The organism is Archangium sp. (assembly GCF_036277355.1).
In the GTDB taxonomy this organism is placed as follows: Bacteria; Myxococcota; Myxococcia; order Myxococcales; family Myxococcaceae; genus Archangium.
The window spans coordinates 69,720-77,327 of sequence record NZ_DASUNC010000141.1 but is presented as its reverse complement, the minus strand read 5'-3'; the positions used below and the strand labels follow the sequence as shown (position 1 = coordinate 77,327).

Annotated in this window: 3 protein-coding genes; all 3 read left to right on the top strand. The window is 71.7% G+C overall.

Annotated features, from left to right (window positions below; all coding sequences use genetic code 11):
* Window positions 1–64 precede the first annotated feature (64 nt).
* The 3 genes from VFZ09_RS34395 (at window position 65) to VFZ09_RS34385 (ending at window position 7,606) form a co-directional block, all read left to right on the top strand.
* Complete coding sequence (locus VFZ09_RS34395; RefSeq protein WP_329731978.1) at window positions 65–2,401, top strand: hypothetical protein; 2,337 nt, start codon at window positions 65–67, stop codon at window positions 2,399–2,401.
* Complete coding sequence (locus VFZ09_RS34390) at window positions 2,398–3,738, top strand: hypothetical protein (protein ID WP_329731977.1); 1,341 nt, start codon at window positions 2,398–2,400, stop codon at window positions 3,736–3,738. Before VFZ09_RS34395 ends, VFZ09_RS34390 begins: the two co-directional genes overlap by 4 nt.
* Window positions 3,739–4,486: 748 nt before the next feature.
* Window positions 4,487–7,606 carry a serine/threonine-protein kinase gene (locus VFZ09_RS34385; protein WP_329731976.1) on the top strand — a complete coding sequence of 1,040 codons (3,120 nt, stop codon included), beginning with the start codon at window positions 4,487–4,489 and terminating at the stop codon, window positions 7,604–7,606.
* The last annotated feature ends 2 nt before the right edge of the window (window positions 7,607–7,608 follow it).

Here is a 7,608-nt window from a genome sequence, read left to right as displayed (position 1 = left end):
TTCCCGGAGGCGGACGGGGCATCGCGCCCGGGTGCCTTCGCCTCGCTGGGCCTGGGAGTGGACCATGCGCGCTGAGGCGTGGGCGTCCAGATGGGCGGCGCTGCTGGGCGCCGTGCTGCTCTCCACCGGCTGCGTCACGCTCGGGCCGCGACAGGGCGGCGGCGCTGCGCAGGCCGCCCACGCCCTCTCCACGCTGCCGGAGGTGGGGGCCACGGCCCCCTCACTCGAAGCCTCCCCCCTTGTTGCTTCCACGGAGGCGGACAAGCACGCCTTCTCCGCCGAGCCGGGCGGGCAGGAGCGGCTGCACCGCCGCCGCAGCGCCCGCGGGCTGGGCCCGGACGCCGCCCTGGCGAGCGCGGGCGAGGCGCCCGCGTCCGAGGTGGCCAGCACGGGGCCAGTCCCCGAGGAGCCGCCCTCGTGCGGAGGGCAGGCCGTGCCCCCGGGCTGGCCCGACTTCTCCTCCAGCCCCGAGGAGTTGCTGGCGCCCTTCCTCACCTGCACCTCGCCCGGAGAAGTCCTCGCCCTGCAGCAGCGCGTGGACATGCCCCGCCTGCTGGAGGCCCTGGACGACTGGAGTGCCGTGCGCCTGGGCACCCTGGGCCCACCGCGCGAGGACGCCGCCCGCCTGCTCAACGACAAGCGCACCTCCCTTCTCGAGAAGGCCGCCGGAGCCTATGGGCGCCGTAACGCCCAGGTCCTCTCCGTCCTCATCGTCGACTCGGCCTATGACGATGACCTCAGGGAGATTCTCTTCCTGCTGGCCCAGGACAAGCGGCTGGAGGAAGCCCTCAAACTGCTGCCCGCGTTCCAGGCCGCGCTGGAGAAGCGGGGGCTGAAGCCCGCTGCCCGTGTGGAGCGGGGCTCCAGACTCGAGCAAATGGCCCGAGGTCTCCGCCGGCTTGGCGAGGATACGCTCTCCAGCTCACCCGCGGCCCTGGATGGGCAGGAGTTCGCATTCCACCCCATCCGCGGCCAACTGCCGCCGGAGTACCAGGAGGCCCTCGAGAAGGCCGAGAAGGAGTGGGTGCTCAACGCCTCGGCGGACGACATGGCGGTGAGTGCGTTCGACCACGTCACCTTTGGTGTGCCGCTGGGCAGCTACCACTTTGTCGCCACCTCCCTCCATGGCGTGGGGTTGCTCTGGAACGGCGAGATGGAGGAGGGCACGCGTGAGGCGGCACCTGTGTTGGTGCTGGCCCTCGTCGGGGGTTACAAGGGCGTGCGCTACCTCGCCAAGGGGGAAGGCGCCGCGGGCGTGCGCTTGCGCCTGCGCACCGGGGCGGAAGCCGCGCAAGCACGGCTGCGGGCCCTGACCGAGACGGCGCGGCAGCTCCAGGGAGTGATGAACCTCCAGGGCCTGCGCGACCTGGCGGGCTACATCCGGGCCAGCCGTGAGGCGGGGCGCTTCGTGGCCGCGGGCGGAGCGGACGCCGCGCTGGCGCTGTACGAGGCCCGGGGAAATGTGGCCAGTGCACGGCCCCTCATGTCCAAGGCCAGGCCTGGGGCCTCGGGCTCCCCGCCCGCGAAGAGCGGGGCGGGCGCCGGGGAAGCCGCTGGCGCGGCGGACGAAGCCGCGCGTCTCTCCCCCAGGACGGCCGCTGCCAGGGAGCGCCCTGGCACCCTGGCTTCACTGGTGGATGAGGGCGTAGGCCACACGCGGGAGGTGGTGGAAGCGAAGCTCGCCGCGGCGGAGCTCGAGGCCACGGGCCCGCGCCTGCCCAAGGACGTGGCGATCCTCGAGAAACACCGCCCCTCCCTCGACGCCCCGCCGCCCGAGGCCCGGGGCAACCCGCGCTGGCGCGAGTACATGGAGTACTACAACGAGCGCTTCAGGGAGGTGGAGCAGGGCAAGGCCAGCAAGGGCACGCTGAAATGGGAAGGCTACGAGAAGCTGCGCGGGTGGTTTGCCCGGGGGCTGGCCTTCGAGCGCGACATGGTGAAGCTGCTGCAAGAGGACGCGCTGAAGCCTCGGGCCGAGCGCCTCTTCCTGGGGGACTTCGACAGGCCCCGCCTTGAAACGCAGGTGGGCGTGCGCAAGCCGGGCACCGGCCTGCGCTTCGCGGACGTGCTCGTCATCGAAGAGGGAGGAATTGGCGGAGGGCCACGGCGTGTGGAGGCGTTCAGCTTCAAGAGCCGTGACCTGTCTGGACTGAGCGAGAGAGCCCTGAACACACAGATGATTGAGGACGCGAGGGAAGCTTTGCAGAAGTACGGAGAGACGTTGGACATCCGCCGGGACTCCCTCCAGTCCCTTTTCCCTGAAGATGGCAAGGTGCCTGTCCAGCGGGTCCGCCTCGTCTACGAGGGCGGCAAGCTCAAGCCCACCGATCTAAACAGGTTGAAGAGAGCCGTGGAGGCAACCAAGGGCAAGGTCCCGGGAGTGGAGGTGTTGGTCGAATGAAGGCGCTGAGCGTGCATGATCTGAAGCCGGAGGACAGCCTCCTGCTCATTTTCGACCCTGCTTTCGAGTCGAAAGCGGCGCTGAAGAGCGAGTTGGAGCCTTTTTTCCAGGCGCTTGAGAAGTACTCCGACGGTTGGATGCCGGACGTCATTGAAGGCAAGCGGCGGCGCAAATACGCCCGTGCTGCCATCTGGAAGGCGCTGGAAGAGGAGCGGGACGAGAACAGCACATCCATCGGGCTCTACCGGACGGAGTGGCCCGCGCTGGACATGTCGTTCGGGCTCTGGTTCCCACCGCTGCCTCCCAGACTGAGGGTCTTCATCGAGATAAAGCCGGTCTCCTTGTTCTCGGAGACGACGCGCTGCAGCCAGTTCGTGGAGATGGTGCGCACCTGGGCCTCCAGCTACCCGGTCTCCCACGCCATGGCCCACAGCACTGATGACCTGAATCTGGCCGGCTCTCCCAACTTCGGCCGCGATGATGAAACCCTGTTCAGAGATGGGTTCGACAAGATCTACATGGTGTGCTGGCTCAACGTCTTTGGCCCCAAGCTGGTGGAAGCCGTGGGGCGCGAGCGCATGCTGTCCACTCCGGCTCACCGGGTGGAGGAACTGCCCAACGGCTCTGTCCTTGTGGTGACACGGCCCACCGTGGCGGATTTCGCCAGCAAGGAGGCACGGCGCGCACAGGCCCTCGCTCACGCCCACCTCCGGCCGGACCTTGATTTCGACACCGTGTTGCGCACCTTGCACGAGCGCAGTGCCATGCTCGCCCCCGTGGAGCCCCGCTTCCACCCGGACCTGGTCCCGCTCCTCTCCCGTGTGGTGGACCGCGCCGCCAGTCACGAGCGCCAGCGGCGGATTGCCGAGCTCAACGCGTGGTGTCCTCCCGAGCCCGAGGAGTGGCGCCCCGCCGGCTCCGCTCTACCTCCGGATGTGGACAACCCGCAGCGTTCGCTCGAGCATTACAGCAACCTGGCCGAGCATCTCGTGGCGTTGCTGCACTCGGAGGTGCCGTCCGTCTTCAAGGCCACGCCCGAGTCGCTCACGGATGCCGACTTCTACTTCTGGCGCGAGGAATTCCCCAAGAGCCGCCTCCGGGAAGCCATCGACGAGCACGCGGTGCCCGCCATTGGGGCGTACCTGGGAGAGGTGCTGGTGCGCAACCTGGGCGGCCGGTGGATTCCGCGCCAGAGGCTCGAGGAGGCCCAGGTCCTCGTGGGCAACCGCGTGTGGTTTCCCTTCGTCCGGGCCCGCAACTACATGCGCTCGCGGCAGTCTCTCCTGGACTGCTCTCTCACCTGGCTCTACCGCGTGGCCGAGCGGCACCGGGGCTGACGGGCGAAAGGACACGGTGTCTGCTGCCCTGCTCGGCAGGCACCCACCGTCCTGCGGCCCCTTACGGGAACGTCACGCTGCCCGGGGGGGACGGTGCGCTGACGCTCGGCGTCCCACAGGAGGAGCGTGTACGTCCCCCGGCATTCCTCGCCGTGGCGGATACCGTCACCACGACGCGTCCAGGTAGCTCGCCTCTCCTGGTGCGGCGGGAAGGATGGGGACGGACTGCCAGACCAGCGCCGGCTTGAGCGCCTCACGCTTGGATCGTAGGGCTCTCGTGCCCTCGTCCCGGCTCTGTTCTACCGAGCGTTCACCACGTAGCTGGCCTCCAGGGCCGCGAGCGCCCCGCCCCCCTCCCCGCCTGGAAACGGGCCACGCTGTCGCCCAGGACCGTCCACGCGGTCCAGGAGCCGCTGCTCGCCGACAGCTGCGTGCGGATGTGCATCAGGCCGTTGTCGCCGCGGACGATGATGGCCAGCCGGCCGTCGTCATAGCGGGATGCCGTCGAACTGGTAGGGCTGGTTGTGATTGGAGAGGCCCTCCGCGCGCACCACCGCGAGGAGCGTTACCCATCCGTGACGCCAGTTCCTGAAGTTCTTGTCCATGAAGGGAGGGCCTCTGCTCGAAAAGGGAGGGGGTGGAAGTCCGCCCCCCCACGACAGATCCCGGCCCCGGCCGTCCCATCCCTTTTTTTCGCGGAATTTCCGTGGAATATTTCTCACGGTTCTTCCCTGATAACCGGTCATCCATGTCCGCGTGCCCCGACGAGAACGAGCTGGTGGAGGGCGCACAGGGGCTCCTGTCCGCGGAGGCCAGGGCCCGGTTGGAGGCCCACCTGGACAGGTGCGCGGCCTGCTGTGCGGTGGTGGCGGGGCTGAAGGAGGACACGCCCCCGCCGGTGAAGGACAGCGGGCGCCTGGCGCCGGCCGAACCCGGCGTGGCGCTCCAACCAGGAGAGCGCGTGGGAGGCTACGTGCTGCTGCGCCGCGTGGGCGAGGGCGGCATGGGCGTCGTCTTCGCCGCGTATGACCCGGACCTGGACCGGCAGGTGGCGCTCAAGCTGCTCAAGCCCGGGGCGGTGGCGGACGCGGAGGCACGGGCGCGGCTGGTGCGCGAGGCCCAGGCGCTGGCCCGGCTGTCCCACCCGAATGTCGTCACCGTGTACGACGTGGGCACGGACGGAGACACCGTCTTCCTCGCCATGGAGCTGGTGCGGGGGCGGACGCTGCGCGGCTGGTTGGAGGAGACCCCCCGGCCCTGGCGCGAGGTGCTGACGCACTTCCTCCAGGCGGGCCGGGGCCTGGCCGCCGCGCATGCGGTGGGGCTGGTGCACCGGGACTTCAAGCCGGACAACGTGCTGCTGGGAGATGACGGGCAGGTGCGCGTCACCGACTTCGGCCTCGCCCGGGCTGGCCCCGCCCCCGAGGCCGCCTCCGGGCCGCCCGCGGAAAACGTCCTCCTCCCGGAGGAGGCGTCACGCCGGGGGGACAGCGTCGGTCTCCGGCTGGGCACGCCCGCCTATATGTCCCCGGAGCAATGGCGGGGTGAGCGCGCGGACGCGCGCAGCGACCAGTACAGCTTCTGCGTGGCGCTGTACGAGGCGCTCTTCGGCCAGCGGCCCCCCACGGCCAGCCCGGCCCGGACGCGGACAGGACCCGAGGCGGGGCCCCCCGCGCGCGGCCTGGGCGTCCCCGGAGCCGTGCGGCGGGCCGTGCTGCGCGGACTGGCCGAGGAGCCCTCCGCGCGCCATGCGTCCCTGGACGCACTGCTGACCCGGCTCGACTCCGCCCTGCACGCGTACCGCTGGCGCTGGGCGGCGGCGGCACTGGCGGCGGGCGTGGTGGCCAGCATCGCCACGGGTCTCGTCCTGGAGCGGGGACACGCCGCGCGGGTGTGCACCGGCTTCGAGGCCCGGCTGGCGGGCACCTGGGACGCGGCGCACCGCACCCGGCTGGAGCAGCGCTTCCTCCAGAGCGGACTGCCGGCCCCCGGCGAGGCCTTCCACTCCACCGCGCGCGCCCTGGACGCGTATGCCGAGGCCCTGGTGGCCCAGGAGCGGCAGTCCTGCGAGGACACGCACGTGCGGCGATCCCAGTCCGAGCGGCTGATGGATCTGCGCGCCGCGTGCCTGGACGGCCGGCGCCAGGCACTCCACATGTTTGTGGCGCTGCTGCAGGAAGGGGAGCGGGAGGCGCTCTCCCGGGGACCCGAGGCGGCGCGGCAGTTGCCCTCGCTCTCCGCGTGCGAGGACCGGACCGTGCTCGCCCGCGTGGATCCGCTGCCGCAGGAGCCAGGGGCCCGGGCCCGGGTGGTGGCGCTGCGCCAGGAGCTGGACGGGCTGCGCGTGCGGTGCGCGGCCGGCTTCTACGCGCGCGAGCTGCCCCGGCTGGAGGAGGTGGTGGCGGAGCTGCGCGGACTGGAGCACCGGCCCACGCTGGCGCGCGCGCTGCACCTGCTGGGCGAGGTGCAGGGCACCGCCGGGCACTTCGCCAAGGCGCGCGAGGTGTTGGAGGAGGCCGTGCGCGTGGCGGAGGCCGGACACGACGACGAGACGGCCGCGCACGCGTGGAACCGCCTCCTCTATACCGAGGGACATGGCCTGGGCCTGGTGACGGAGGCCCAGCGCACCGCGCGCATGGCGGAGGCGGCCCTGGCGCGGCTGGGGCCCGAGGGCGCGCCGGAGGTGGCGGCGGAGATGCACCGCTTCCGCGCCAGCCTGAGCCACCGGCAGGGCGAGTTCGCCCGGGCGCTCACCGACTGCGAGCAGTCCCTGGCCCTGCTGGAGCGGGTGCGTGGGCCCCAGGACGTGGCGCTCACCGACGCCCTCACCTGCATGGGCCTGGTCCTCAACGGGCTGGGGCGCTACGCCGAGGCGGCCGGACACTACTCGCGCGCCCTGGGACTGGTGGAGGCCGTGTACGGGCGGGATCACCCGGTGCGCGCGGTGCACCTCAACAACGTGGCCACCGCGCTGCGGTTGCAGGGGAAGGTGGCCGAGGCGGTGGCCCGCCAGGAAGAGGCGTTGGCCCTGGGCGAGCGGCACTTCGGAGTGGCCCACCCCAGCACCAGCATGATGCGGGTGAACCTGGGCGACGCGCTGGCCAAACAGGGCCGGCTGGAGGAGGCGCTGCCCCACTACGAGCGGGCCCTGAGCATGCTGCGCGGCGCGGACGGCGAGCACCTGCGCGCGGCGGCCGTGCTGATCAGCCTGGGCAACGCGCGGGCGGACCTGGGGCAGTTGGAGCAGGCCCGGGTGGCCTACCGCGAGGCGCTCGCCCTCCAGGAGGCACGGCTCGGCCCCCGGCACCCGGACGTGGCGCTGTCGCGCAACAACCTGGGCTCGGTGGAGCTCGACGCGGGCAACCTGGACGAGGCGCGCGCCCACTTCGAGGTGGCACGCGAGCTGTGGGAGGCGGCGCTCGGCCCCAACCACCCGAAGGTGGCCAGCGCGCTGCACAACCTGGGACACGTGGAGCTGCGCCGGCACCGGGTGCGCCAGGCACTCGTCTACCTGCGGCGGGCACTGGCGATGCGCGAGAAGGCACTGGGCGCGGAACACCCCCGGGTGGTGCAGACGCTCGGCCTGCTCGGCGCGGCGCTGGTGGAGGGAGGGCAGCCCCAGGAGGCCCGCGAGCTCCTGGAGCGGGCCGTGGCGCTCTCCACGCGCCTGGAGCTGGCCCCGGTCGACGTGGCCCGGGTGCGCTTCGCGCTCGCCCGCGTCCTCTGGTCCTCACCCGGGGAGCGGGAGCGGGCCATGACCCTGGCCCGCGAGGCCCAGGCCGCCTATGAGCGGGGCAAGTCCACCCACGCGGCCTGGTCGCGGGAAGTCCGCGACTGGCTGGCCACCCGTGCGGTATCCCGAAGGTAGGC